We start from the raw sequence: 25655 nt of genomic DNA on the forward strand, positions 1-25655 counted from the left end.
TGATGAACTCAGGTGCGCTTCGTCGGCAAGCTGACCGTTACCCGCAAGCCACCCAGCGGGCTGTCTGCCAGCTGCAAACTCCCGGCCCAGGCATCGACGATATCGCGCACGATACCCAGGCCCAGACCATGCCCGGCAACCTGCTCATCCAGGCGGCTGCCACGGCTCAGTACATCGTCACGCTGCGCGGCATCGATGCCCGGACCATCGTCATCAATCGTTAATTGATAGCCCTCAGCCACCTTGCTGATCTGCAGCTTTACTTGGCTGTCGGCCCACTTGCAGGCGTTGTCCAGCAGGTTGCCGAGCAATTCCAGCAGGTCTTCACGGTCCCAGGGCAAGCGCAAGCCAGGCTCGGCCTGCCAATCCAGCTGCAGGTGGTTGCCATGGATCATCACCAGGGTTGAGAACAGCTCAGGCAGCTCACTGGCGCAGTCGAAATGCGCGCCCGGCAAGGCTTCGCCGGCTAAGCGTGCGCGGCCTAATTCGCGGGCGATACGCTGCTCGATCTGTTGCAGCTGGCCATTCAGGCTCTCGCGCAACTGCGGCAACTGTTTCAGTTCTTCCCGGGTGGCCAGGCTGACCAGCACCGCCAACGGCGTTTTTAGCGCATGGCCGAGGTTACCCAAAGCATTGCGTGAGCGTTTGAGGGTGTCTTCAGTGTGCGCCAGCAGGTGGTTGATCTGCGCCACCAACGGCTCCAGCTCCAACGGCACCTGTTGGTCCAGCTGGCTGCGCTGGCCTTGCTGCAGTTGCATGAGCTGCCGGCGGGCCTGCTCCAGCGGGCGCAATGCACGACTGACAGTCAGCCGCTGCAACAACAGAATCAGCACCAACGCGGCAATACCCAGGCCTAGAACCATCTTCTGCACCTGGCTGAAGCTGTTGAGTATGGGTGTGTAGTCACGTGCCACATGAATCACGATGGACTGGCCATAGCGCTGATAGTCGGCACGGTACACCAGCCACTGCTGACCTTGCGGCCCGTCGCCTAACGTATCTTGCAGCCCTGCTGCTGGCCCCGGGGGCAGGTCACGATCCCATAGAGAACGTGAGCGCCAGCTCTGCTCGCCAAGATCGATACGAAAGTACAGCCCTGAATACGGCCGTTTGAACGCCGCACTGAGGCGCCGCTCATCCAGTTGTAGGCCGTTGGGGCCACGCACAATCGCGCCCAACAAGGTTTGCGTTTCGTCTTGCAGGGTTGTCTGCAGATAACCGCGCAGGCTGCGGTCGAACAGCCAGAGGCTGCTTTGCGCCAGCAGCAAACCGATAATCAGCAATACGCTGATCAGACCCAGGCTCAAACGCTGCTGAATTGACCTCAAGCGGCATCCCCGCTGAAGCGATAACCCTGTCCGCGGCGGGTTTCGATGATCTCGCGCCCCAGCTTGCGCCGCAGGTGATTGACGTGTACCTCGATAACATTCGAGTCGCGTTCGCTCTCGCCGTCATACAGGTGTTCAGCCAGATGACTCTTCGACAGCAACTGCCCGGTATGGAGCATGAAATAGCGGAGCAGCCGGAACTCTGCGGCGGTTAGCTGCACTTCTTCACCATTGCGCGTGACCGACTGCCGGCCTTCATCCAACTGCAAGCCTGCCGCCTCCAGTTGTGGCTGATTGGCTAAACCGTGGGCGCGGCGCAGCAGTGATTGAATGCGCAATTGCAGCTCTTCCGGGTGAAAGGGCTTGCTCAGGTAGTCATCTGCACCCGCTTTGAGTCCTTCAATGCGTTCGGCCCAGGAACCGCGGGCCGTAAGAATCAATACCGGAGTGGTCAGACCGCCCGCCCGCCACTCCTGCAAAACCTGCAATCCCGGTTTGCCAGGCAAACCGAGGTCAAGAATGATCAAGTCATAGGGTTCGGTCGCGCCCTGATAGGCGGCATCACGGCCATCGGCCAACCAGTCCACCGCATACCCCTGACGGGCCAAGCCTGCCAGCAGCTCATCAGCCAGGGGTACATGGTCTTCAACCAGCAGTAGGCGCATTCAGTCTTCCACCTCGTCCTTGAGCACTTCGCCGGTGCCGGCGTGCAATTCCAGCTCACGCACCACGCCTTGCTCAGTCACCAGCTCGACTTCGTACACCAGTACGCCATCCTCTTCTTCCAGCTCGACTTCCAGCAAAACTGCACCAGGATGGCGCTGCATGGCCATTTGCAACAGCTGCTCGAGGGGCATGATCAGCCCCTCACGGCGCAGGCGAAGTGCTTCATCCTGATCCAGGTCACGCGCACTGCTGCTGAGCGGCAGCGTTAGCAGCAGGCAGGCCAGGAGGGCGCGGGGAAGCCAAGCAGTGGTGTTCATTAATCGTCTCGTTGGTTCTTCAGCACTTGGCCGTTAGTGGCATCCAGCTCGACATCCCACTGCACGCCCTGGGCGTCGCGAACTTCGACCTGGTAGATGTAGCGGCCATATTCTTCTTCCAACTCAGTGTCTTCGGTCTTGCTGCCAGGATGCAGTGCCAAGGCGGCAGCGTTGAGTTTTTCGAAGGACTGGATAGTGCCGGCGTCACGCAGTTTGAGCGCTTCATCCGGGCCTAAGTCACGGGCTTGGGCCAGACCGGCAGTCAGGGTCAGAGCAGCAGCGGCAAATACGGCAGTCAGTGTTTTCATGTTCTAGTCCTTTATGGCATTGGCTTTCGACGCAGTCCAAGTTACTGCACACGACTTAACTCAAGCTGAATTTGCTTAAGACGTCGCGCAAACGCTGACTTATCCAAATCCGTGCACCCATCATTCACATGCTGAAGTCGCTTGGCCTAGCAACTCGGCGCTTTATAATCGCTGCCTTGCGCGATGGAGGCCAGCATGAGTGCGATATTAATCAAGTCCCCTGCCTTGACGATCAAGGCCGGTAAACGTGCCCTCGCGCGAATTCGCGAGCACGGCTTACAGCCAGCCGACGTCGGCATTCTGCCAGGCGCGGCAGGCGGCCCGAAGGCGCTGGGAATTCAGGGGCTGGATCTGGCGCTGTTTGGCGACTGGCTGCAGCGTGCGCCCCGCGAGCGCTCGCTGATTGGCGCGTCCATTGGTTCCTGGCGTTTCGCCAGCGCCTGTTTACCGGATGCGGCAGCTGGCCTGCGCCGCCTCGGCGAGCTGTATACCTCGCAGCGTTTTGCCAAAGGCGTGAGCATGGCGCAGGTGTCGAGTAGCTGCAGCCTGATGCTCGACCAGCTGCTGGGCAACGACAGCGATAGCATCCTCAGCAACCCGCATTACCGCTTGAATATCGTTGTGGTGAAAAGCCATGGCCTGCTGCAGCACGATCATCGTGGCGCCCTCGGCCTGGGCCTGTCGTCGGTAATTGGCAGCAACCTGCTGGGCCGCCCGCGCCTGGCCAAGCATTTCGAACGGGTGATTCTGCACGACGCTCGCCTGGCTCCGCCGCTCGGTGCGCTCAGCGACTTTCCCTCGCGCTACCTGCAGCTCGATAGTGGCAACCTACGTCATGCACTGCTGGCCTCGGGCTCCATCCCAATGATCATGCAAGGCGTGCGTGATATTCCCGGTGCCGGACCCGGAACTTATCGCGATGGCGGCCTGCTCGACTATCACCTCGACCTGCCCTACAGCGGCGAAGATATCGTGCTCTACCCGCACTTCACCGATAAGGTCATTCCAGGCTGGTTCGACAAGGGCATGCCCTGGCGTCGTGGCGACGCTGGGCGTCTGCAGGATGTATTGCTGCTGGCACCCTCACGTGACTATCTGGCGCGCCTGCCCCATGGCAAACTCCCCGACCGCAAGGATTTCAGCCGTTACCTCGGCGATGATGCTGGCCGCGAACGCTATTGGCGCACGGCCATGAGCGAAAGCCAGCGCCTTGGTGACGAGTTTCTCGAACTAGCCGACAGCGGCCGCCTTAGCGAACGTTTGCAGCCACTTTAAAGACTGACGCCGGCCGAACAACCAAGACAGCATGACCAAGGATGGCCAGGATGAAACTCGCAGTCGCCATTATCCACGGTATCGGCACGCAACCCGACCTGCGTGACGACGAAGGCCAGCACGCCTTTGCCCAGAGCCTAATCGCCGGGTTACGCCAACGCCTGGGCGCAGAAGCCGATCAGGTGGCCTTTCAAACGCTGTACTGGGCCAGTGTGCTGGACAAGCGACAACTGGCGTTTCTCGACAAACTGAATGACCAGCCCGTGCGCTGGCGTTGGTTACGCCGCATAGTCACGCTGTTTCTCGGTGATGCCAGCGGCTATCGCCAAGTTAGCCAGGCCTACGACACGACCTACGAAGAAGTCCATCAGTGCCTACGTAGCGGCCTCAATGCCTTGCGTGCAAAAGTCGATGCCGACACCCCGCTGGTGGTGCTCGCACACTCGTTGGGTGGGCATATCTTCTCCAACTTCGCCTGGGATCAGCAACGCATCAACTCGGTTGAGGAGTGCCCGCTTGATCCTTTTCTGGCCCTGGAAACCCTGAGCGGCTTGATCACCTTTGGCTGCAATATCCCGCTGTTTACCTTTGCTTACGACCCTGTCGTGCCGATCCGCTTTCCCGGTCACTGCCTGACCGACGCAGTGACTGAGCAGGCGCGCTGGCTCAACATCTATGCCCCTGCCGACCCACTGGGTTACCCGCTGCGGCCACTGCCCAATTACGCCGCAGTGGTCGCCGAAGACCGTGCCATGCCAGTGGGCACCTGGTACGAACGGCATACCCCCCTGAGCCACGTCGGTTATTGGGATGACCGTGGGTTTCAGCGCTACATCACCCGTTATTTGCAGCAATTGCTGGCGGTCTGTAAAGGATCAGAGAGGGGCTAAGTCTCTCTTCCTCGCCCTGTTTCTCGGCTTACGCAATTAAAACTGTGATTTATCGGACAATTTCTTGCATTTTTACGCCCACATGTGACTTAACGGTCAGCTTCGTTCATCAACACATATGACTGGCAAGCGTGAATCTACCGTTTGCCCCTTTGTGTATTTGGGATCACTTCGGAGAAACCGACCCCATGAACGCACCGCTGCGTTTTAACGAAGCTCTGCTGATTGCCGACCGCGCCTTTCAACCTTTCCAATGCGTCGCCTGGGCCCCGCAAGATGGCACTGGCAACCTCAGCCTCAGTGTGATCGACCGTACCAGCACTCGCCTACTCGGCCGCACTCAACTGTCCAGCACCATCTACAGCGACCCGGTGCAATTTGCCGATCTGCTCAAGCAATCCCGTGAGCAGCTCAGCCAGCAAGGTTTCACCTTGGAACCATGGAGCATGCCGGAGTAATCGGCTGCTGCAACAAGGGCTCTGAGCTGCCGACTGGCCCCTCTTATCAGAGCCCTTCTCTCTTTTCCTCGCCACTCCGGCGACGCCGAAATGGCAATATCTGTGGGCCTGTTGTCCTTGTTGCCAATTACTCGTTAAGCGCAGACTGCATCCATCGCTTATCGAGACGCTTCCATGGATGCTCCGCGAACCATCGCCTGCCTGCTTTATCCGCATGTCATGAGCCTGGACCTGACCGGTCCGCTGCAGGTATTTGCCACCGCCAATGACGAACGGCAACGCCAGGGTTTGCCCGCGGCTTATCGCCTACTGATACTCGGCGAGCAGCCAGGGCCGGTGCCTACCTCCGCCGGTTTCCAACTGGTGGCCGAACAGGCTTGGGGGGTCGCAGACCCCGCACACATCGATACTCTGCTGATCCCCGGCGGTCAGGGTGATAAGGCGCAATGCCAGAACCTTGAGTTGCTGGACTGGTTACGTAGCGCCGTGCCGCAAATAAGGCGAGTGGGTTCTGTCTGTTCCGGCGCACTGATTCTCGCGTCCGCCGGCCTGCTAGATGGTCGGCGTGTCACCACCCATTGGGCCGACCTCGACTTTCTGCGACAAGAACATCCACAAGTTACGATCAGTGGCGACTGTCTGCACACCTATGATCCGCAAGACCCTGGCGGTAATGGCCACATCTTTACGTCTGCTGGTGTAACCGCTGGAATTGATCTGGCGCTCGCTCTTCTCGAATCCGACCACGGCCGACCACTGGCCTTAGCCGTGGCCAAACGTCTGGTGTTGTATCTGCGCCGCCCCGGCGGACAGGCTCAGTTCAGTGCACTGCTGACCCCGGAACCGAGCCGAGTGCCGCGCCTGGCCAGCCTACTGGAATGGATACCGCTGCACCTGCATGAGGACCTGTCGCTGGCGGCTCTGGCGACGCAAGCCAATATGACGTCGCGCACTTTATCGAGAACCTTCAACCAGGAACTGGGCATGGGGCCGGGTCGCTATGTGGAGATTGTGCGTCTGCAAGCTGCGCGCAGTCTGTTACAGAACGCGCAAGCTTCAATCAGCACGGTTGCGCGTTTGAGTGGCTTTAAGCACCCGGAAAACCTGCGTCGCACCTTTCACAAGCACCTTGGCATCAGCCCACAGGAATATGCAGAACGCTTCGCCTGAACACCCCACCCAAGGAGCTTGCCATGCTGGAGTTACGTTCAAAATGTGAATGCTGTAACCGGGATCTGCCGGTCGATAGCCAGGACGCATTTATCTGCTCATACGAGTGCACGTTTTGCCGCGACTGCGTCTATAACACATTGCGCGGGCGTTGCCCGAACTGCAGCGGAGAATTGCTGCAGCGACCACGTCGTCTCGTTGCCGAGGCGAAATAAAAAGCGCTCCGAAGGAGCGCTTAGCCAGCCTCAGTTTGGCGCTAACAATGAGCGAAACCGCGAGTCACTGCGCGTCGGCGCCAAGGTGTACAGCTGCTCTTTTTTATCGACCCAGGTGTACAGCTTGTACTCCTTGTCACTGTCACCGCAGTGCTTGCCCAGGCCGTACACAGTCATATGGCTTGGGGCATTACCGTAGGTGTAAAACATCGAGCAGGTGCGATTGCGTCCCTTGTCGCGCCAAGTGTAGTGGTGCACCGCTTGCTGCCCGATGTACAGGGCATCGCCGTCAACCGTCAGATTGCCGCGATCAAGACGATCAAAAAGGAAGTTCATCGCCTCGATTTCAAAACCGTCATGGTTGAAGTCAGCGAGGTTGCCTGCAAGCGTAATAGCGGGGTTCAGAGTGGGCATATAAGTCTCTCCATGTGAAATAGCTGCCAATTGGCAGACCTATCTCAGCGCCCTGCCACCTTGCGCTACAGCAGGAAATACTTCCGCAGCGATCTGAAGGCCTGCGTGATGGGCAGTATTTCCCGCTGAACAGCTGCCGATGGTGCGGGCAACTTGCCAGCTCCACAACCCACCGGAGCTTGACCATGTTGATACGTAACCTGCCCCTCCTACTGATCCTGGCCAGCGGTTTGAGCCATGCCATGAACACGGAAAACCTACCTGAATCGACCCTAAAAGCCTACGGCCAGTCTCTTGCCGTTGGGGCCGGCAGCAGCCAATGGCAACAGCTTTGGCAGCGCACCCGAGCGGCCGGTTATTTCAACCAGGACGGCACCCAAGCCCGCTTCACACTGCCCATGAAACTGATCCCCGAGTTGGTCAGCACAACCCTGAGCGATGCCCACAGTGTAAAACCGAACAAAAGCACGCAGGCGCTGTACCGCCGGGACTTTGCTCCCCGCGTGATCGGCGCGGAAGGCCCGGATGCGCTGACGGCGATCTGCCTGAACGTGGATTGGCGCAGCCTGCCGGAAAAAACACCGACCAATGATAGCGGGCAGATGGGCAGTATCAGCCTGCTGCTGGTGCAGCCCTGCCAGTAACCATTCCCCGTCGTAACTAATCACTTTAGAACTGCCCAGCCTAACGGCTGGGCAGTTTGCTATTCAGGACATGGCCTGAGATAGCAGCTCGGCTTCCTGACGCCGCCGGCTGGTGTAGCGATCACCGAAGTTCAGCAGGTTGCTATGGGCGGCATTCCAGTCATGCGCCACCACCTGTTTCCAGAAGTTCGGTGTGCGCGAGGCAAGATCACCGTACTGAAAGGCCACAGAGGCGATAACGGTCTGCATCTGCGCTGGCAACTGGGCAAAATCGCCGCCGCCGGACTTGGCATAACTGGCCGCCAAGCGATTGATAAAAGGCTCCTTGTAGGCCTCATCAATCTGCTCCGCTTCTGCTGCCGTGATGTTGAGCGGCTGCGTGGCCAGCTGTGTAACTGCCGCCTGCCCAGTCAGGCCAAGGTAGGGACTTAGCCGATCAAGCAGTGCTTCAGGTAAATCCAGCGCCTGCAGATCAGCCAGCTTGCGCTGCCCAAGGTCAAACCCCGTTGCAATGGTGACCCCGCTGCGGCTATTGCCGGCGTCAGGCACATAACCCTTGGTCGCTGGTCCGCCTTCTAGGTTGGCGATAAAACTGAAGTAAATCGAATAGTGAGACATGGACAATCCTCCGTTGATGGGGATTGGCAGTCGATCACCGGCCGCGAATACATATCAGCTTGAAGCATTTCCCAGCGTATTCAGGGGGGATATTTCCTGCTGAAAAAACAACCCGTCCTATTCCTAGCATCCTTGGCAGTCCACGAGACAACAAGGAGGACCCCATGGACGAGAATGACCTGCAACAGGTCGACATCAAGCTACTGCCCCACTCACTGCAGGAATTGATCGAATGCATCGGTCTGGAAAGCGCATATCGATTGACCTGCGCATTCGGCGGCCGCCCCAAATACATTCCTAAATACCCTGCCCGTTCCTCGCTAGCCCTGCTCTTGCCGCCACAAGCGCTGGACGCTCTGATCGAGCGTTACGCCGGTATCGCTATCGAGATCCCCAAAGCCGACCACTTCTGTCGACAGATACGCAATCTGCAGATCGTCCAGCAAAGCTCGGATGGCCTATCCCGCAGCGCCCTGGCTGACAAGTACGGCTTGAGCCTGCGGCAGATCGGCAACATCCGCCGCCAAGAGCATGAAACTCATAGGTAAGTAGTTCCTGCTGAACCTCAATTACGAGGCTCCATAGCCTGAGACTGCGCATTTCGCGCATACGATAAGGAGATTGACTATGTCCCAGATTGATACCGGCCTGATCGGTTCCGTCATCAACGCACTGCCGCTGGATCGCATGATTTCAGGGCCATTGCAGGCCATGATTACGGCTCAGGTGCAGGCGAGCAAAGCCTATGCCGACTTCCTGATGGCGGTATGCATCAAGGATGGCAAAGCGGTGTCCGTGCAGTTCGACTACGACGAAACCCTGGTCGACGAGAACGGTGTATACAAGGGCACCGTCACCAAGAAGATGCGCATTCCGCTGCTGGCAGCCATCAGCCATCCCAACATCACCATCGAAGAAGGCTCCATCGACTTCGAGCTGACCATCAGCCAGCAAGCCGAAGACACCAGCGAAACGGCTGGCGAAGGCAGCTTCGAAGCCAAACTCGGCTGGGGTCCATTCAGTGTCACGGTGAAAGGCTCGGTCAGCCACAAGTCTACCCAGACGCGTAAAACCGACACCCGTGCGCGCTATGCCATCAGCACCAAAATTGCCCGTCAGGACCCACCAGAAGCACTGATGCGGGTGATCGACTTCCTCACTGATGCAGCGACCAAACCGGTGTTGATGCCAAGCGAGAAGGCCACGTTTGCAACTGATCCATTGCCTACTGACGCCATCCTGGAATCGCCAAAACCAGAGCCTGCAAAAGGCGGCAACCCGGCGCCGTAAGCGCCACCCTGACCCCGCTTCGGCGGGGTCTTCCTTACATCAGTGAGCGAGGAGTTCACCCATGGCACTGTTTTCCAGCAAGAAACAACCGATGAGCGCCAGTGATTTGAGCCATATCACCCGCGGTCTGCACCAAGCGGCGGCGGCGACCCATAACCTGGTTGCCCAGCAGTACATCAAGTTGTTTGACCAGTTTTTTGACTACAACCCGGACGACCTCGGCACTCCCATGAAGGCGAAGATGGTGGAAGTTGGTCTGGATGAGCAGCACACCATGAATATCCCGCTGATAGCTCTAGTCGCACCACGCGGCCTGGGGTTGGAAAGCATGAAGGTCGATCTCTCGGTCAAGATGCACGGTACCGAGCTCGAAAAAGCCAGCCACGCCCTGGAAAATGGCGAACTGCAAAGCGAGCGGTTCTTTGTCACCTTCGGCAGCGAGAAGCGCCAAGGACAAGAACGTGACCCAGATGAAATCACCATCAGTATGGAGTTCAAGGCCTGCGAGCCGCCTGAGGCCGTGCATAGACTGATCGAGGAGTACACCAACCTGATCAGCCCGATTCGAATGGCCGCCCCCACGCCAGCCGTGATTGAAAGCGAACCAACGCCCCCTCAGCCTGCCAGCCCCTGATCATGTACAGCATGGTGATAGGCCTGATGTACAGTTTGAGTGCACTGGCCTGGCTACTGTTCTGGCGTCGCAGCCTCGCGATGCCAGCACTGCTGCAACGCTATCCCTTGCTGCAGGCCCCATGGCTGGGCGGCGCGCTAGTGCAGTTAGTCGGTGCGGCGCTGGTATTGCACCCGGATACGTCAGCAGGCAAGGAGTTCGAAGCAGTATTGTTCGATGTACTGCACTCGCGCGCTGATCTTGTGTTGTCCGCATCAGCCAGCATTCTGGTGGTCGCCACAGTGGTCTACGGCATGCAACAGCAATCGCCACCACCACAAACATTTATCCGCCTGATGTCATACGCGATGGTGGCGCTATTGGGTTTTATGCTGCCTATAGTGTGGATACCGCAAACCCAGAGCGAGTGGATGCGCCTGCTGCGGCATATGCAAACAGCAGCTTTCAACTGGGGACTGTTTCTGGTTTGCGCAGGCCTAATAACCCTACTTGAAGACCTTATGCGCAGTGAAAATGGTGCCGTGAGCAGTAACCACGGCACCGAACCATCAGTCGGAACCCAGGGTCATGTTCCGATCACCGCTACTGGCACTGATTCTCCAGCGCTGCCCCAGGGCATAGAACACCCCCAATCCGCCGAAGAACGCCATAAACACACCACCGGCCAGTAGTACCCATAACTCACTGGTTGCAACGGGATCAGTGGCGGCTGCGTGAATCATCCACAAGCCCATCAGCGATAGGCACAAGCCGACACCCACGCCCAGTAATGTGCGCAGTCGGCTGCTGTGATGCCCTTGATGCTTCTGAATCAGCTCCAGTAACTCCTCAATGTCCTCCGGCTGTACGCCCGTGTTCGCATCGTCGACCAGCTCCACTGCACCAAATACCAGGCGCATGCGGATGGCTTTATCCAGCCACCCGCGCTCACTGGTGTTAATAATTACCGGCTTGCTCATGATGAAACCCCTCGCTAGGTATGGAATCTCAGCCTAGGGGTCGCGACTCAAGCGACTTCAGCAGGAGTCGTTTCCACGGCAAACGCCTAGCCTCTAGCTAGGCTTTACTAAGCAAACAGTCAGTATGAGTAACGGAGAGGCACATGAGCGAAGAGGAAAACAAACCACTGACACTATGGGAGATGCTGCAAAGCGTGCTGAGCGCAGCGCTCGGTGTGCAAAGCGGGAAGAACCGTAGCCGCGATTTCTCACGGGGTAAGCCCAGCCATTTCATCATTCTCGGTGTGTTGTTCACAGCCGTGTTTGTGCTGGTGATCTTCGGCATCGTCAAACTGGTGCTGCACCTGGCAGGCGTCTGACTTATTGCAGCAACGGTTTGATGGAGAAACCGTAATCCTTGATCTGCGGTTGGTACACAGCGCTGAACTGGCGGAAATCCAGGCCGTAACCTGGCACTTTGAGGCGCTGCTTCAAGTGCGCCGCCTGTTTGGCATCGAGCAGGCTGAACAACTGATCAACCCGATCCTTGCCGCCGCGTGCGGCAAAATCCACCCCGGCATGGTAATCATGCAACATCACCATCGCCCACCCGCCCAGGGTGAAATGTCCGCCGACCAGCACGCAGAGCTTACCGTCGATACGCGCCTGCAGTACTTCATCCGAGTTGTTCAGCGCCGACAGGTAAATATCCTTACCGGGTTGTTTTCCCAACTCCTGCGCAGCCTGCATCACCCCAAAAGCCATTTCATCATTGGCCGACCACACCAGCTGCACGTCGGGATGGCGAGGTAACATCAACCGTGCTTGCTCGTAGGCACGCTGACGCTTCCACTCCCCCTGCAACATCTGCTGCAGTTTGATCTCAGGGTGTTCGCGCAAGGCGCGGTGCAAGCCCTCTTCGCGCAGGCTTGAAGACGGTGTTAAACGAACACCAGCAAACGCCAGCAGGCTACCCGGCTTACCTTTCAGCTTGGCGATCAGGGCTTTCGCCATCCAGTAACCGGCTTGTTCGTCATTGGGGATCAGGCTGCCTATCCAGTTACGGTACTGCCCGCGCGAACCACCAATTATCTGCTGCTGTTCTGGCGTTAAGGTGCTATGCAAGGAAAACAGCTTGATCGGACTATCGGCAAACAGCCTGAGCAATTCCGGCGCGATGTACATTTCATTGACGAATATCAGGTAGTCCGGCTGTTTTTCGCGGGCTAGCACGCTGCGGGCTTTTTCCAGTAGCTGCGGTGGATTACGTTCGCCGTAGATAACCTGCAACTGCATACCCAGGTCATCGGCCGCGGCCTGCATAAAGTCGCTGTAACCCACCCAGAATGGTTCGTCGGAAAAACCAGGGTTGAGGAACACCACCGATGCCGGTGCCTTACCCGCTGCGCGCGAGTTTTCTGCGACGGCCTGAGGAGTCTGGCCAAACGCCAATAAGCACACAGCATAAATTACAGCTAAACCGGACCTGAACACGCCATGCCTCCTGAAAGGGATGCAGAGTATATCGGTAAAGCCATAGCAATTAGCCATCTACAGCCTGTTGAAAAACCACCTCAACCGTCATTGCGGCACCACTCGTGGCCGTGCAGCCAAGACGGCGCAGAGCACAATCGCTACAATCGCCAGCCATTCCTGCCCTCTAACACCGGTGTTTTATGTCGCCTCTGGAAATCATCGCTTCAGCCCTGGGTGTCTGGGCCGTCTGGCTAACTGTGCGGCAAAATCGCTGGTGCTGGCCGCTGGGTTTGCTGATGGTGCTGATGTACGCCTGGATCTTCTATGACGGCAAGTTGTACTCGAACATGCTGCTGCAGGGCGTGTATGCCGTGTTGCAAGGTTACGGCTGTTGGCAATGGACACGCGGCGGCAGTAGTCATAGCGGAGTACAAGTCAGCAGGCTCAGCCAACAAGGCATATTGATCAGCTTAGCAATAGGTGCAGTCGGTGCACTTGTGCTCGGTTACCTGATGGCCACCTTCACCGACGCTGCGGCACCCTGGCAGGACGCCTCACTGAGTGCGTTCAGCCTGGTCGCCCAGGTCTGGATGGCGCAGAAGCGCGTTGAGTGCTGGCCGCTGTGGATCGTCCTCGACCTGCTGTTCGTTGCGCTGTTTGTGCAGCAAGGTCTGTACCCGACTGCCGCACTGTATGGACTGTTTACCCTGCTGGCGGTCAATGGCTGGCTAACCTGGCGGCGTGATCGCGCGCTGGTCAATGCATGAAGGCCCGAACATGAAGGTACTGGTGCTCACTGGGCCGGAATCCAGCGGCAAAAGCTGGTTAGCCGGGCATATCCAGGCGAACTTTGGTGGCGTGCTGGTTGGCGAGTACGTGCGGCACTTCATCGAGCGTGAGCAGCGCGATACCTGCTACGCCGATATCAGCACCATCGCTCAGGGTCAATTAGCCTGGGAAGATCAAGCCAGGGCGGCGCGCCCCGAGCTACTGATCCTCGACACTCACCTGCTGAGCAATCTGCTCTGGAGTCGCGAACTGTTTGGTGACTGCCCCGCCTGGATCGAACAAGCCCTGCTCGAACGTGACTACCATCTGCACCTGTTACTCGACCCCGTCGATGTGCCCTGGATCGACGATGGCCAGCGCTGCCAGCCGGAGTTGGCCCAGCGCCTGGCGTTCTACCAGCGGTGCGAGCACTGGTTACGGCTGCATCAACAGCCAGTGCAATGCATTCAGGGCGACTGGGCGCAGCGCCGTGAGCAGACGCTGGCGACAGTGACGCACTGGCTCAACTCAACGCAACAGCACACTCGCCCAGGCCACTAGCAGGCTTAGGCAGACGATAATCGTCAGCGGCCGGCGCAGGCTGGGGTACCACTGCGGCGCCAGGCCTAATTTTACCGCCCGCAAATCGGCGGCATATAACCCGCCAAACGCCAGCAAACACAAAGGCAGAGCCAGACTCGATGGCATGCTGCCACTGATCGCCAGCCAACCGAGCAATGGTGGCACCACCGATAGCCCAAGCTGTATCTGCGCCGGCTCACCGGCATTTTCCGCACGCATAGCCAACCCCCAGTGAATCGCCCCCATAAAGGCCAGGATCACCGCGGCATAGTCCAGCAGTGCCGCCAGAACCATCACTCGCCAGCCCTCAGGCGTCACCCAGATGCCCAATGCCCCGCTAACAAACGGCACCAGCCCGGCATAACCCAGCAACATCGCCAATTTAGGCGGCTGCGGTGCGTCAAATGGATGCATGCACTCACTCCTGCGGATGAATTCGTCATAAACCGCACTGTAAAGCCATTTCCGGACCTATAAGAAGACTATTTCCTGAGATTCGTAGTAATGGCTGCTTGCCATCGGCTGCTGCAATAGGCATAAAACCAACAAATAAAAAACGCCACAAGGAAGTATCCATGCGCATTCTCCGTCGGGCCCTGTATGGGCTTCTTTTGTTGCTGGTGGTAGGGCTGCTTGTCGCTCTATATTTCATCGCCAACCCCAATCTGCCGGCTTACCAACAGCCCGATAAGCTTCATTACCTCGATCAGTGGTCGGAAGAAGAGCGCCAGACTTACTACTACACCCCCCAGGGTACCCAGGTGAAAGGCCTGCGATATGAATGGTTCAACGCTCTGGAGCTGCCGTTCAGCAGTAGCAAGTTCGCCACACCGGACTATCTTGCGCGCTTTGGTTTCCTCATCGACCCCGTCCAACAGCCCACGCAGCTGAACCCCGGCAACCTACCGGTCGGTTTTGCCCAGCATGAGGATGCGGAGACTGGCGAGCATTACCTCGATATCAGCTGTGCCGCATGCCACACCGGCGAGCTGCGCTATAAGGGCCAGGCCGTGCGTATTGACGGCGGCGCCGCGCTGCATTCCCTGGCATCCACCGTACCCACGTTACGCGGCGGCAGCTTTGGCCAGGCGCTCGGCATGAGCATGGCATTCACCTATTACAACCCGCTGAAATTCGGCCGCTTCGCCAAACAGGTACTCGGCGATGAGTACGACAGCCACAAAGCGCAGCTGCGCCGCGACTTCAAGGTGGTGCTCGACCGTCTGCTCGGCACGGCTTTCAATGACTGGCACCGCGGCCTTTACCCAACCGAGGAAGGCTTTGGTCGTACTGATGCTTTCGGCCGTATTGCCAACAGCGTTTTTGGTGATGCCATCGACCCGAGTAACTACCGAGTCGCCGATGCACCAGTAAGCTACCCGCAGGTCTGGGATATCTGGAAATTCGACTGGGTGCAGTGGAACGGCTCAGCCATGCAGCCCATGGCCCGCAACGTTGGCGAAGCCCTGGGCGTCGGCGCCACCCTGCGTTTGCTCAATGCCGACGGCCACCCAGTTGTCGAAGCTGAGCGCTACGCCTCCAGCGTTCGCTTGCGCGACCTCTTCACCCTGGAAGAAACCCTCAAGCAACTGCAACCGCCAACTTGGCCGGAAGAGGTGTTTGGCAAGGTCGATCTGCCTCTGGCCAGCCGTGGCCGCGCGCTGTTTAGCGAGAACTGCGCTTACTGCCACGCCCCAAACCCGAAGAAGCCCGAGGACAGCTTTGCCCCCTCGCGTAACCCGGAATGGCGTATGCGCGTGGTCCCTACGTCAGTAGTCGGCACCGACCCAACCACCGCCGACAACATCGCCGACCACCGTTTCGACATCAGCAAACTGGGCTGGACCAAAACCGAGCTGAGCAAGCTGGATGTGCGCCTGTTTGGTGCGACGCTGGACGACATCGACATGCGCAGCATCTCCAGCGCCAAGGCCCTGGCCTATGTCACTGCCTACGTGGAAAACCGCGCCTACCAAGACGCCGGCATTTCCGAGCGCGAACGCTGGCGCATGGATGGTTTCGGCCTGCCGATTGGCGTCCAGGAAAAGCGCGGCTACAAGGCGCGCCCGCTGGATGGCATCTGGGCCACCCCGCCGTTCCTGCATAACGGGTCGGTGCCGACCCTATTCCAGCTACTGTCGCCAGTTTCAGAGCGGCAAACCCAGTTCTGGGTGGGCAACTTCGAGTTCAACCCCAAACAGATTGGCTACAACAGCGAAAAATTCACCGGCGGCTTCCACTTCGACACCCAGGTCACCGGCAACAGCAATCGCGGCCATGAATTCCGCGCGGGCTGCCGTGAAGACGGCGTGATCGGCCGCGCCCTGCAACCGGAAGAACGCTGGGCGCTGATCGAGTACCTCAAGGTCCTGGGCAATCCTGAGTTGGAACAACAGCTACAGCCTGTTGTAGCCAAGGAGTGGACACCAGGCCCGTCTTGCCAGAACTGAACTGCACGCTGCCTTTGATCGCACACTGAGAATAATTAAAAGGAATTGACTCCATGTTTAAACGATTCTGGCTCTGGCTCGGCCGCGTACTTGGCAAGTTGCTGGTGCTTGTACTGGCCATCGGTATCGGCGGCTGGGCCATCGGTGCGGCCTATTACGGCTGGAAGTTCTCCGGCCCGGTCTCCACTGAAGAGCAGATCCCTGCCGATGAAGCTGCGTTGACCCAGAGCATCATCGAAGATGCCATTCGCGTGGTCGAACAGCACCGCGACAATACCCGCGTACTACGTGATGCCCACGCCAAAGCCCACGGTTGCATGAAGGCCGAAGTCACCGTCAGCGCCGATCTCGATAGCAGCCTGCAACACGGCGTGCTCAGTGAGCCCGGCAAAACCTGGCAGGCCTGGATGCGCCTGTCCAATGGCAATGCCTACCCGCAATTCGACCGGGCCCGCGATGCGCGAGGGATGGCGATCAAGCTGCTGGATGTGCCCGGTGAAAAACTCAGCAAAAGCCCGCAACACGCCAGCGAGCAGGACTTCGTGATGTTCAATCACCCGGCCTTTTTCGTGCGCGATGTGGCCGAGTACAAAAGCAATTTCGCCGCCCAAGCTGACGGCCAAAAGGTCTTGGCTTTCTTTCCCAGCTGGAATCCCAGCACCTGGGAAATCCGCCACATGATTATCGCCCTGAAGACCCTGTCCCCTGCCCCCGAAACACCGGTGGCAACCACCTACAATTCCATCGCCCCATTCAAACTGGGCGAGCACAACATCAAGTACCGGGTTATTCCTCAACCAGAAGCCTGCCCTGAGTATCAGCTGCCTGAACAAAACCAGGACCTGCCGAACTTCCTACGCAATGCGCTGTATCAGCAGCTGTCGTTGGACCGTGTACCGGCCTGCTTTGCCCTGCAGGTGCAGCGGCAAAATGCCGAGTACTACATGCCCATCGAAGACCCCAGCGTTGAGTGGAACGAAGCTATATCGCCGTTCGAAACCGTCGCCACCATCAAGGTGCCCGCACAGGATTTTGATAGCCGCGAGCAGAACCTGTTCTGCGACAACCTGTCGTTCAATCCTTGGCATGCGCTACCCGAGCATCGTCCGATTGGCGGTATCAACCGCCTGAGAAAGGCGGTCTACGAGGCCGTCAGCATCTATCGGTTGGAGCGAAACCAACCATAAAACTGTATCCAATCCTCTGTGCTACTCGGTTACCACCCGTTGAGCTGGTAATATTCGCGCCTTGCCAAACGCACTGTTAACCGCGTACCACCTGAGAGAAAGACCGTGGAATTGTTCAAAGAGTTTATGTTCGAGGCTGCCCACCGACTGCCTCACGTCCCCGAAGGCCACAAATGTGGGCGCCTGCACGGCCACTCCTTCAAGGTCGCGGTTTATATCGAGGGCGAAGTTGACCCCTACACCGGTTGGATTCGCGACTTCTCCGAGATCAAGGCGATCTTCAAGCCGCTCTACGAACAGCTCGACCACAATTACCTGAACGATATTCCTGGCCTGGAAAACCCCACCAGCGAAGTGCTGGCCAAGTGGATTTGGCAGCAACTCAAGCCGCTGCTGCCTGAGCTGTCGCGCATCCGTATCCACGAAACCTGCACCAGTGGTTGCGAATACCGTGGCGATTGATTGCTCACTTCATAGTGCCCATAGCGCTAGTCCGCTTCCCTGAGCCCCAGCGCTATTGAGTAGCGCACGGCTAAGCCTGTCGCTAGGTCGAACACCGACACAGTGATTACTATCCAACAACCGCCTACAACCCACAGAAAGGTTTCATAACCTTGAAACTGGTTTGAGAAAAAACACGAACTTGTCATTAGTGAGGCCGTGCTTTAGGGTGCTTAGGCACTTTGCCTGGATGGGTAAAGCTTCTTACGGATAAGCGAAAAGGAATCACAACATGTTGAAGAAAATTGCTCTGGCTGTCGGCCTGGTTACCCTGCTCAGCGGTTGCGCCACTGGCATGTCGCCAGTCAGCGTTGGCTTGATCACCGACGTCAAAGGTCCGATCACTGCCACTACCGCTTCCGGTAACAAAACCGGTACTGCTTGCGCCACTACCATCATTGGTCTGATCAACAAAGGCGACGCTTCCATTGCTGCCGCCAAGGCCAATGGCAACATCGGCACCATCGCTACCGCTGACTACCACACCAAAGGCTTCTACCCGTTCTTCGGCGAAACCTGCGTGAACGTAACCGGTAACTAAGTTGTCGGACTGCCCCAAACCCTGTTTGGGGCAGTACAGAAAACCTGTTTTTCTAGAGGCCGTAGTCTGCCAAGGCTGACAAGAACTGAGCCTCGTCAATTACCCGCACACCCAGTTCACTGGCCTTTGCCAGTTTCGAACCAGCTCCTGGTCCGGCGACCACACAACTGGTTTTCACCGATACCGATCCGGCCACCTTGGCCCCCAGGCTTTCCAGTTTTTCCTTGGCGGTATCACGGCTCATCACTTCCAGCGTGCCCGTCAGCACCCAGGTCTGCCCAGCTAGCGGTAAGCCTTCGATAACTTTTTTCTCGCTGTGCCAGTGCATGCCAAAGTCCTGCAGCTGCAATTCGATAGCACGTGCATGCTCGACATTAGCTGGCACATCGAAAAACTCGCGCACAGCCTTGGCCTGCTTCTCCGGTAGGGTTTGTCGCATATCCAGCCAGTCAGCAGCCAGTACAGCGTCAAGACTGCCAAACTTATCTGCCAGTTTCTGCGCACCGCCGGGGCCGACTGAGGGGATATTCAGCTTATCTAGCATCCCGGCTAGGGTAGCGCTGGCACTGAACTCGGCTCCCAGCTCGCCTTGCTCTTGCAGCTGCAAGCCACACTGATCAAGGGCCAGCAAGGCAGCTATCACCTGCTGGTTATGGCTATCAGCGAAGAAGCTGTGAATCTCATGTGCCACCTCCAGGCCGATATCGGGCAGGTAGGTCAGCACTTCGGGCAAGGCCTGCTGCACACGTTCCAGAGAGGCCAGCGCACGGGCCAGCACCTTGGCAGTTTCCTCACCTACATCGGGTATACCAAGGGCGTAGATAAAGCGCGCCAAGGTCGGCTGCTTGCTGTCCGCAATGGCCTGCAGCAGCTTGTTGCTGGAGACCTCGGCAAAGCCTTCCAGGTTGATGATCTGCTCATACTTCAGCTTGTATAGATCGGCAGGCGAGGCAATCAGCTGCTCATCAACCAGCTGCTCGATGGTCTTGTCGCCCAGCCCCTCAATGTCCATAGCCCGGCGCGAAACAAAGTGAATGATCGCCTGCTTGAGCTGCGCACCACATGCCAGACGACCGACACAGCGGTACACCGAGCCTTCGCTGAAGGTCTCCTTGCCTTTGCTGCGCTTGACCAACTGGGTGCGCTCAACGTGGGAGCCGCACACTGGGCAGTTTTCTGGTATCTGCACGGCCCGGGCATTCGCTGGACGCCGCTCAGGCACCACCGCCATAACCTGCGGGATTACGTCACCGGCGCGGCGGATAATCACCGTATCGCCGATCATCACGCCTAGGCGCGCCACCTCATCCATATTGTGCAGCGTGGCATTGGCCACCATCACTCCAGCCACCTTGACCGGTTTGAGCCGCGCTACTGGAGTGACCGCGCCGGTTCGACCAACCTGAAACTCCACACCTAGCAGCTCGGTCAGTTCTTCCTGCGCCGGAAACTTGTGGGCAATCGCCCAGTGCGGCGTGCGCGCGCGGAAGCCAAGTTGCTGCTGATCTTCGATGGTATTGACCTTGAACACCACACCATCGATGTCATAGGCCAGGGCCATGCGCCGTTCGCCAATATCTCGGTAGTAATCCAGACAAGCCTGCACGCCCTTGGCCAGTTTCAGTTCGCGGCTAATGGGAATACCCCAGGCTTTGAGCTGTTCAAGCATGCCAACCTGAGTGGTCGCGAGCTCGCCGCTGACTTGGCCGACGCCATAGCAGCAGAACTCCAGCGGCCGACTGGCAGTGATCTTCGGATCGAGCTGACGCAGGCTTCCGGCTGCTGCGTTGCGTGGGTTGGCGAAGGTCTTGCCACCACTCTCGGCCTGACGGGCATTAAGCTCTTCAAAACCCACCTTGGGCATATAGACTTCGCCGCGCACTTCCAGCACCTGCGGCCAACCTTCGCCTTGCAGCTTGAGTGGCACGTTGCGGATGGTGCGCACATTGCGGCTGATATCCTCGCCGGTAGTGCCATCGCCACGGGTTGCGCCGCGCACTAATTGGCCGCTCTCGTAACGCAAGCTGACGGCCAGACCATCGAGCTTGGGTTCGCAGCTGTATTCAACATCCGCTCCGCCGCCGAACAGGTCGCCCGAAAGGCCAAGGCCGCTCTGCACACTGCGGTCGAAGGCAAGTAGATCCTCTTCTTCGAAGGCGTTGCCCAGGCTGAGCATGGGAATCTCATGGCGTACCTCGCCAAACGCCGCAAGCGCCTCAGCGCCAACGCGCTGAGTCGGCGACTCGGCTGTCACCAGTTGCGGATGTTCAGCTTCCAGCGCCTGCAATTCACGAAACAGACGGTCGTACTCGGCATCGGGAACGCTCGGCTCATCAAGTACGTGATAACGGTAGTTATGCCAATCCAGTTCGGCACGCAGTTGCACAATGCGCTGGGCAGCAGTCGAGGCGTCGATCATTACGGTGTTCTCTCAAACGAAAAGAGCAGCCTTGGCTGCTCTTGGTATTTCATCGGTTAATTCAGCGCTTGTTGGTCAGTTGCTTGCGCTCGTATTCGACGATGCGCTGGCGGTAGTGTTCGATCGTTTGCGCAGTCATCACGCTGCGCTGGTCATCCTTCAATTCGCCACCCAGTTCATGGGCCAGTTTGCGTGCGGCTGCCACCATCACATCAAAAGCCTGCTTGGGGTGACGCGGGCCGGGCAAGCCGAGGAAGAAACTCACGGCACGGGTGCTGAAACCTTCAATGTCGTCAAGATCAAACGTGCCAGGCTTCAACGCATTGGCCATGGAGAACAGCACTTCACCATTACCTGCCATGCTTTCGTGGCGATGGAAGATATCCATTTCACCAAAGCGCAGGCCGCTTTCCAGAATATTCTGCAACAGCGCCGGCCCCTTGAAGCCGTCCTCGTCACGGGCGATAACATTGATCACCAGCACTTCTTCAACCGGTGGCAATTCCTTGCTGCTTTCCTTGGCCTGACCGGCGGGTTTGACCACGTCGTCATCAACCGGATTAAGCAGCGTCGGCACAGGTTCTTCCAGGCCCAGATTGAGGTCGCCCTGTTGGGGTTCACCGCTGCGGCGACGATTCAATTCACGCACACTCAGCGATGGTAGGTCTTCTTCATCAAAAGCCGGCTCATTACTGCGATCAATAACCCGTGGAGGACTGAGCAGATCGGGATCGCTGTCATCATCCGGCAGATTGGCAAAACTGCGGTCAAGTTTGAACTTGAGTTTGCCCTTACCACCGCGCATCCGCCGCCAACCATCAAACAGGATGCCGGCAATCACAATAATGCCGATGACAATCAGCCACTCGCGCAGACCGAATTCCATGGAATACCTTAACCCCTAATAAAATGTGATGAAAAAGGCCTTCCTGGGCCATTTTGCTAATTCTTTTCCGCGGCGCCAAGCCTATGTTATGCCAGGCCTTTCCCTGAGTTATAACGCCACGTCTAATAACAATGCGCATTAAGCTAGCACGACGAAAGATAACTTTACACCGCCCTGGCCATCATGATTCAACCAAGGCCAGCGCTTCCTCCACATCCACGGCCACCAATCGCGAACAACCGGGCTCGTGCATGGTTACGCCCATCAACTGATCAGCCATTTCCATGGCGATTTTATTGTGGGTGATATAGATAAATTGCACGGTTTCCGACATCTCTTTTACCAAGCGTGCATAACGGCCAACGTTGGCATCATCGAGTGGCGCATCTACTTCGTCGAGCATACAAAACGGCGCTGGGTTGAGCTTGAAAATGGCAAATACCAGTGCCAATGCGGTCAGCGCCTTTTCTCCACCTGAGAGCAAATGGATGGTGCTGTTCTTCTTGCCGGGCGGACGCGCCATGATGGTTACGCCGGTATCCAGCAAATCTTCGCCGGTCAGTTCCAGATAAGCGTTGCCGCCGCCAAATACTTTCGGGAATAGCGCTTGTAGGCCACCGTTAATTTGATCGAAGGTTTCCTTGAAGCGATTGCGGGTTTCCTTGTCGATCTTGCGAATGACGTTTTCCAAGGTATCCAGCGCTTCCACCAGGTCAGCGTTCTGCGCATCCAGGTAACGCTTACGCTCGGATTGCTGCTGGTATTCGTCAATCGCCGCCAGGTTGATCGGCCCCAGACGCTGAATACGTGCAGCCAGACGCTCAAGCTCGTCTTCCCAGACTTTCTCGCTGGCTTCTGCAGGCAGGCTGGCGAGTACACCATGCAGGTCGTAATTGTCTTCCAGCAATTGGTCCTGCAGGGCTTTGCGCCTTACGGTCAGCGATTGCCAATCCATTCGTTGCTGTTCCAGCTGGCCCCGCAATAACTGCGCCTGCTGTTCGGCCTGGGTACGGCGTTTTTCCGCATCACGCAGTTCACGGTCGGCATCTTCCAGGGCCAGGCGCGCAAGCTTGAGTTCGTCTTCTACTGCCATGCGTTTATCGAGTTGCTCTTCCAGTTTCATGCGCAGCTCTTCCAGCGGCGCTTCGCCCTCCTCCAGATTGAGGTTGAGCTGCTCGCGTTTCTCGTGCAGACGCTCGGCCTGCAACTCCAGGCGCTCCAGAGCCTGGCGGGTGGAATCATGCTGGGCTTTCAACGAACCCAGGCGCACTGCTAGCTGATGAGCGTGATCCTTGTGCTGACGGGCTTCCTGACGCACGCGATCGAGGCGTTCGCGCAGGCTGTCGCGGCGGGCCAGCAGGCTTTCGCGCTGCTCGTTGTCGGTCGCCATAGCATCCAGAGCGTCCTGCAGTTGCAGGCGCGACTCGCCCAGTTGCTCATGTTCGATTTCACGCTGTTCGCCCAGCTCCAGCAACTCACTGTCCAGGCGAGTACGGCGCAGTATCAGTTGCTCGACCTTGGCTTGCCCAGCCGACAGCTGAGCCTTCAATTCACCAAGACTACGGGCCAGGTCCTGCGCATGGCGGCGCTGCTGCTCACGTTGTTCTTCTTGAGCGCGCTGATTTTCGCGCAAGTGCAGCAACCGCTCATCCAGCACGGCCAGCGCGGCTTCGCGCTCATCGCGCTCCAGGCTTAGCCGCTCGATCTCCTGACCACGGGCCAGCACACCGCTTTCCGCTTCACTGGCGCGGCGCACGCGCAGAAAGTGCCGGCCGACCCAGTAGCCATCACGGCTGATCAGGCTTTCGCCCTCGGCCAAGTTCAAGCGCGCGGCCAGCGCTTCATCCAGGCTCTGCACCGGCGTGACCTTGGCCAGCCAGGGCGCCAGATCGACGCTGGCTTCGACCTTGTCCAGCAAACTGCCAGCAACCCGTGCGCCGCCCTTGCTCGGGCTGGCCAGGCGTAGATCGCCCTGGGTCAGGCCGGCAAAATCCAAACCCTGGAAATCATCCAACAGCACGGCCTGCAGATCGGCACCGAGTACGGTTTCCACCGCCAGTTCCCAGCCGGCCTCAACTCGCAGGCCCTCGGCCAGTCGCGGGCGTTCGCTCAGCTGCTGCTCGAGCAGCCATTCGCCGGCACCTTTACCTGGGTCCAACGCCGCCTGCTGCAAGGCTTCCAACGAGGCCAGGCGGCCATTCAGGCGCTGCAATTCACCTTGCGCCTGTTGCTGGGCTTGCCCGCTGTGCTGCAGATCATTACGCAGCTGCTGCAGGCGCTCGGCCTGCTGTTCTTCTTCCAGCTGTAGGTCTTCCAGGCTGATTTCGCCGGCGGCGATCTGCTCGCTCAGTTCGATAATTGCCGCATCTTCCGGATCGGCCGCCAATTGCTGCAGCTCATCGGTGAGACGCCGCTGACGTTCGGCCAGGCGCTCCAGGCTCTGCTCCAGCTGGGCAATCCGCGATTGCTGCACTTCGGCCTGACGCCGTGGCTCGGCGCTGCGCTGGTTGAAGCTGTCCCACTGTTCCTGCCAGCCATGCATGGCGGTTTCGGATTCTTCCAGCCAGGCCGCAGATTCTTCAGCCGCCGCAGCAGTCAGCTCCTGCTCAGGTTCGAGCATGGCCAGCTCTTCGCCCAGAGTCGCCAGCAACGTGCGGTCGTGGCCCAGGTGCGATTCGGTCTCTAGGCGCGCGCGCTCGGCTTCGTTAAGGTCATCCTGCAACTGGCGCAAACGCTGCTGGCCGTGCTGGATGCTCTGCTCGATACGCGCGATATCGCCGCCCACCGAGTAGAAACGCCCTTGCACAAGGTTGAAACGCTCGCTCAGCTCGTGATGGCCATCGCGCAGGCGCTCAATACTGGCATCGGCATTGCGCTGCTCGGCGACTAGGGCTTCGAAGCTGACTTCCTGGTTGCTGATCACCGCCTCGCGGCTACCCACCTGCTCATTCAGCGCCTGCCAACGTAGGGCGGTGAGCTGGGCTTTGAGCTGACGCTCCTCGGCCTTGTATTCCTGATACTTCTCCGCCGACTGAGCCTGGCGGTGCAGGCGGTCAAGCTGACGCTCCAGCTCTTCGCGCAGGTCGGTCAGGCGTGCCAGGTTTTCATGGGTGCGACGGATGCGGTTCTCGGTTTCGCGGCGGCGCTCCTTGTACTTCGAGATGCCGGCGGCTTCTTCGATAAAGTTGCGCAGGTCTTCCGGCTTGGCTTCGATCAGCTTGCTGATCATGCCCTGCTCGATAATCGAGTAACTGCGCGGGCCCAAGCCGGTGCCGAGGAAGATGTCGGTAATGTCGCGGCGGCGGCACTTGGTGCCGTTGAGGAAATAGGTGTTCTGGCTGTCGCGGGTGACCCGGCGACGGATCGAGATTTCGTTATAGCCGGCGTACTCACCGGTCAGGGTGCCGTCCGAGTTGTCGAAGATCAGTTCGATAGAGGCCTGGGTCACCGGTTTGCGGGTATTGGAGCCATTGAAGATGACGTCGGTCATCGACTCGCCACGCAGGTTCTTCGCCGAACTTTCGCCCATCACCCAGCGCACGGCATCGATAATGTTCGACTTACCGCAGCCGTTAGGCCCGACCACTGCCGCCATATTACTGGGAAAGGTCACCGTCGTCGGGTCGACGAATGACTTGAAACCGGCCAGCTTGATGCACTTGAGCCGCATAGACAGCCTT

At 58.3% G+C, this 25655-nt stretch carries 29 protein-coding genes; 16 read left to right on the forward strand and 13 right to left on the reverse strand.

Going from position 1 to position 25655, the window contains the following annotated elements; genetic code table 11:
- Window positions 1-8: 8 nt before the first annotated feature.
- From ACIGEK_RS11120 to ACIGEK_RS11135, 4 genes are read right to left on the reverse strand one after another with little or no spacing between them, the layout of a single operon-like run.
- A complete protein-coding gene (locus ACIGEK_RS11120) occupies window positions 9-1328 on the reverse strand; it encodes a sensor histidine kinase (protein WP_397493382.1) in 1320 nt (439 codons plus the stop codon).
- Complete coding sequence (locus ACIGEK_RS11125; RefSeq protein ID WP_397493383.1) at window positions 1325-1993, reverse strand: response regulator transcription factor; 669 nt, start codon at window positions 1991-1993, stop codon at window positions 1325-1327. The genes ACIGEK_RS11120 and ACIGEK_RS11125 overlap by 4 nt, the downstream gene beginning before the upstream one ends.
- On the reverse strand, window positions 1994-2311 hold the full coding sequence (locus ACIGEK_RS11130; protein WP_397493384.1) for a PepSY domain-containing protein: 318 nt from the start codon (window positions 2309-2311) through the stop codon (window positions 1994-1996). It abuts the gene before it with no gap.
- On the reverse strand, window positions 2311-2619 hold the full coding sequence (locus tag ACIGEK_RS11135) for a PepSY domain-containing protein (protein ID WP_397493385.1): 309 nt from the start codon (window positions 2617-2619) through the stop codon (window positions 2311-2313). Before ACIGEK_RS11135 ends, ACIGEK_RS11130 begins: the two co-directional genes overlap by 1 nt.
- 195 nt (window positions 2620-2814) lie before the next feature.
- On the opposite strand from ACIGEK_RS11135, the gene ACIGEK_RS11140 reads away from it, so the two are divergent.
- The 5 genes from ACIGEK_RS11140 to ACIGEK_RS11160 all read left to right on the forward strand — a co-directional run bounded on the left by ACIGEK_RS11140 (window position 2815) and on the right by ACIGEK_RS11160 (window position 6627).
- Window positions 2815-3894 carry a patatin-like phospholipase family protein gene (locus ACIGEK_RS11140; RefSeq protein WP_397493386.1) on the forward strand — a complete coding sequence of 360 codons (1080 nt, stop codon included), beginning with the start codon at window positions 2815-2817 and terminating at the stop codon, window positions 3892-3894.
- 50 nt (window positions 3895-3944) lie between these two features.
- Window positions 3945-4784 (forward strand): hypothetical protein, encoded by an 840-nt coding sequence (locus ACIGEK_RS11145; protein ID WP_397493387.1) that lies wholly within the window; start codon window positions 3945-3947, stop codon window positions 4782-4784.
- Between the two features lie 188 nt (window positions 4785-4972).
- Complete coding sequence (locus ACIGEK_RS11150) at window positions 4973-5242, forward strand: hypothetical protein (RefSeq protein ID WP_233684952.1); 270 nt, start codon at window positions 4973-4975, stop codon at window positions 5240-5242.
- A 174-nt stretch (window positions 5243-5416) separates the two neighbouring features.
- Complete coding sequence (locus ACIGEK_RS11155) at window positions 5417-6412, forward strand: GlxA family transcriptional regulator (RefSeq protein ID WP_397493388.1); 996 nt, start codon at window positions 5417-5419, stop codon at window positions 6410-6412.
- A gap of 23 nt (window positions 6413-6435) precedes the next feature.
- Window positions 6436-6627: a DUF1272 domain-containing protein gene (locus ACIGEK_RS11160; protein ID WP_397493389.1), complete on the forward strand. Its 192-nt coding sequence runs from the start codon at window positions 6436-6438 to the stop codon at window positions 6625-6627.
- Between the two features lie 30 nt (window positions 6628-6657).
- Here the strand turns inward: ACIGEK_RS11160 and ACIGEK_RS11165 are convergent, their stop codons facing one another.
- A complete protein-coding gene (locus ACIGEK_RS11165; protein ID WP_397493390.1) occupies window positions 6658-7041 on the reverse strand; it encodes a hypothetical protein in 384 nt (127 codons plus the stop codon).
- A 185-nt stretch (window positions 7042-7226) separates the two neighbouring features.
- On the opposite strand from ACIGEK_RS11165, the gene ACIGEK_RS11170 reads away from it, so the two are divergent.
- The gene (locus tag ACIGEK_RS11170) at window positions 7227-7685 is read left to right on the forward strand and encodes a hypothetical protein (protein ID WP_397493391.1); all 459 of its coding nucleotides are present in this window, start codon (window positions 7227-7229) and stop codon (window positions 7683-7685) included.
- 63 nt (window positions 7686-7748) lie between these two features.
- On the opposite strand, the gene ACIGEK_RS11175 is transcribed toward ACIGEK_RS11170, so the two are convergent.
- Complete coding sequence (locus tag ACIGEK_RS11175) at window positions 7749-8303, reverse strand: pesticin C-terminus-like muramidase (protein ID WP_397493392.1); 555 nt, start codon at window positions 8301-8303, stop codon at window positions 7749-7751.
- 164 nt (window positions 8304-8467) lie between these two features.
- Between ACIGEK_RS11175 and ACIGEK_RS11180 the strand changes: the two genes are divergently transcribed.
- The 3 genes from ACIGEK_RS11180 to ACIGEK_RS11190 all read left to right on the forward strand — a co-directional run bounded on the left by ACIGEK_RS11180 (window position 8468) and on the right by ACIGEK_RS11190 (window position 10227).
- Window positions 8468-8851 (forward strand): Mor transcription activator family protein, encoded by a 384-nt coding sequence (locus ACIGEK_RS11180; RefSeq protein ID WP_160014328.1) that lies wholly within the window; start codon window positions 8468-8470, stop codon window positions 8849-8851.
- 79 nt (window positions 8852-8930) lie between these two features.
- A complete protein-coding gene (locus ACIGEK_RS11185) occupies window positions 8931-9593 on the forward strand; it encodes a DUF2589 domain-containing protein (protein ID WP_397493393.1) in 663 nt (220 codons plus the stop codon).
- A 61-nt stretch (window positions 9594-9654) separates the two neighbouring features.
- On the forward strand, window positions 9655-10227 hold the full coding sequence (locus ACIGEK_RS11190; RefSeq protein ID WP_397493394.1) for a DUF2589 domain-containing protein: 573 nt from the start codon (window positions 9655-9657) through the stop codon (window positions 10225-10227).
- Window positions 10228-10775: 548 nt separating this feature from the next.
- On the opposite strand, the gene ACIGEK_RS11195 is transcribed toward ACIGEK_RS11190, so the two are convergent.
- The gene (locus ACIGEK_RS11195; RefSeq protein WP_397493395.1) at window positions 10776-11186 is read right to left on the reverse strand and encodes a hypothetical protein; all 411 of its coding nucleotides are present in this window, start codon (window positions 11184-11186) and stop codon (window positions 10776-10778) included.
- Window positions 11187-11329: 143 nt separating this feature from the next.
- On the opposite strand from ACIGEK_RS11195, the gene ACIGEK_RS11200 reads away from it, so the two are divergent.
- Window positions 11330-11545, forward strand: coding sequence for a DUF2970 domain-containing protein (locus ACIGEK_RS11200; RefSeq protein WP_397493396.1), 216 nt, complete (start codon window positions 11330-11332; stop codon window positions 11543-11545).
- 1 nt (window position 11546) lies between these two features.
- Here ACIGEK_RS11200 and ACIGEK_RS11205 read toward each other — a convergent pair whose 3' ends face one another.
- Window positions 11547-12659 (reverse strand): ABC transporter substrate-binding protein, encoded by a 1113-nt coding sequence (locus ACIGEK_RS11205; RefSeq protein ID WP_397493397.1) that lies wholly within the window; start codon window positions 12657-12659, stop codon window positions 11547-11549.
- 182 nt (window positions 12660-12841) lie between these two features.
- Here ACIGEK_RS11205 and pnuC point away from each other — a divergent pair, with 182 nt between their 5' ends.
- Both pnuC and ACIGEK_RS11215 read left to right on the forward strand, forming a co-directional pair.
- On the forward strand, window positions 12842-13408 hold the full coding sequence (pnuC, locus tag ACIGEK_RS11210) for a nicotinamide riboside transporter PnuC (RefSeq protein WP_397493398.1): 567 nt from the start codon (window positions 12842-12844) through the stop codon (window positions 13406-13408).
- Between the two features lie 10 nt (window positions 13409-13418).
- On the forward strand, window positions 13419-13970 hold the full coding sequence (locus ACIGEK_RS11215) for an AAA family ATPase (protein ID WP_397493399.1): 552 nt from the start codon (window positions 13419-13421) through the stop codon (window positions 13968-13970).
- On the opposite strand, the gene ACIGEK_RS11220 is transcribed toward ACIGEK_RS11215, so the two are convergent.
- Both ACIGEK_RS11220 and ACIGEK_RS11225 read right to left on the reverse strand, forming a co-directional pair.
- A complete protein-coding gene (locus ACIGEK_RS11220) occupies window positions 13938-14405 on the reverse strand; it encodes a DUF3429 domain-containing protein (protein WP_397493400.1) in 468 nt (155 codons plus the stop codon). The genes ACIGEK_RS11215 and ACIGEK_RS11220 overlap by 33 nt on opposite strands.
- A 25-nt stretch (window positions 14406-14430) precedes the next feature.
- On the reverse strand, window positions 14431-14568 hold the full coding sequence (locus ACIGEK_RS11225) for a hypothetical protein (protein ID WP_397493401.1): 138 nt from the start codon (window positions 14566-14568) through the stop codon (window positions 14431-14433).
- On the opposite strand from ACIGEK_RS11225, the gene ACIGEK_RS11230 reads away from it, so the two are divergent.
- The 4 genes from ACIGEK_RS11230 (at window position 14567) to ACIGEK_RS11245 (ending at window position 18670) form a co-directional block, all read left to right on the forward strand.
- Entirely contained in the window at window positions 14567-16441 is a 1875-nt protein-coding gene (locus tag ACIGEK_RS11230; protein WP_397493402.1) for a di-heme-cytochrome C peroxidase, read from the forward strand. The genes ACIGEK_RS11225 and ACIGEK_RS11230 overlap by 2 nt on opposite strands.
- Before the next feature lie 53 nt (window positions 16442-16494).
- Complete coding sequence (locus ACIGEK_RS11235; RefSeq protein ID WP_397493403.1) at window positions 16495-17628, forward strand: catalase family protein; 1134 nt, start codon at window positions 16495-16497, stop codon at window positions 17626-17628.
- Between the two features lie 105 nt (window positions 17629-17733).
- Window positions 17734-18090, forward strand: a complete 357-nt coding sequence (gene queD, locus ACIGEK_RS11240; protein WP_090241991.1) for a 6-carboxytetrahydropterin synthase QueD — start codon at window positions 17734-17736, stop codon at window positions 18088-18090.
- A gap of 271 nt (window positions 18091-18361) precedes the next feature.
- A complete protein-coding gene (locus tag ACIGEK_RS11245; protein WP_397493404.1) occupies window positions 18362-18670 on the forward strand; it encodes a TRL-like family protein in 309 nt (102 codons plus the stop codon).
- Window positions 18671-18722: 52 nt separating this feature from the next.
- On the opposite strand, the gene ligA is transcribed toward ACIGEK_RS11245, so the two are convergent.
- From ligA to smc, 3 genes are all read right to left on the reverse strand, one after another.
- The gene (gene ligA, locus ACIGEK_RS11250) at window positions 18723-21089 is read right to left on the reverse strand and encodes an NAD-dependent DNA ligase LigA (protein ID WP_397493405.1); all 2367 of its coding nucleotides are present in this window, start codon (window positions 21087-21089) and stop codon (window positions 18723-18725) included.
- Between the two features lie 61 nt (window positions 21090-21150).
- Entirely contained in the window at window positions 21151-21975 is an 825-nt protein-coding gene (zipA, locus tag ACIGEK_RS11255) for a cell division protein ZipA (RefSeq protein ID WP_397493406.1), read from the reverse strand.
- Window positions 21976-22156: 181 nt separating this feature from the next.
- On the reverse strand, window positions 22157-25645 hold the full coding sequence (gene smc / locus ACIGEK_RS11260) for a chromosome segregation protein SMC (protein ID WP_397493407.1): 3489 nt from the start codon (window positions 25643-25645) through the stop codon (window positions 22157-22159).
- Between the last annotated feature and the right edge of the window lie 10 nt (window positions 25646-25655).

It is taken from the genome of Pseudomonas sp. NPDC079086 (assembly GCF_044542155.1).
Taxonomy (GTDB): Bacteria; Pseudomonadota; Gammaproteobacteria; order Pseudomonadales; family Pseudomonadaceae; genus Aquipseudomonas.